The organism is Christiangramia aquimixticola, assembly GCF_048285835.1.
GTDB lineage: Bacteria > Bacteroidota > Bacteroidia > Flavobacteriales > Flavobacteriaceae > Christiangramia > Christiangramia aquimixticola.
Genome location: NZ_JBLVTL010000276.1, coordinates 1 through 288, shown reverse-complemented (window position 1 = coordinate 288; position 288 = coordinate 1). Strand labels below are relative to the sequence as shown.

Here is a 288-nt window from a genome sequence, read left to right as displayed (position 1 = left end):
CAATTATTCTGCAAAGAATGAGGTCAAAAAACTCAAAATCGGTTACTTCAAACCGTTTTTTGAAGGCGATCGGCCCAATATCAAAAATGACCAAGCGGTGTTGGAAGTGTTGAAAAATCAGGGAATCGAGCTTCATCCGCTCGAACTCAAAACCAGTATCAATGCTGCGCCTTTGGTGTCCATGCTGATGGTAGAAGGCGCGGCAGCCTTTGATGAGTTGACCCGACTGGATTTGGATGATCAGATGGTCGCGCAGCATCGCAATGCCTGGCCAAACCTATTTCGGGC

At 47.2% G+C, this 288-nt stretch carries 1 protein-coding gene; it reads left to right on the top strand.

The annotated features are described in order from the left end of the window. Positions 1-288 (top strand): hypothetical protein (locus tag ACNKXV_RS14475; RefSeq protein WP_417908406.1); only part of this gene is annotated, 288 nt, incomplete at both ends.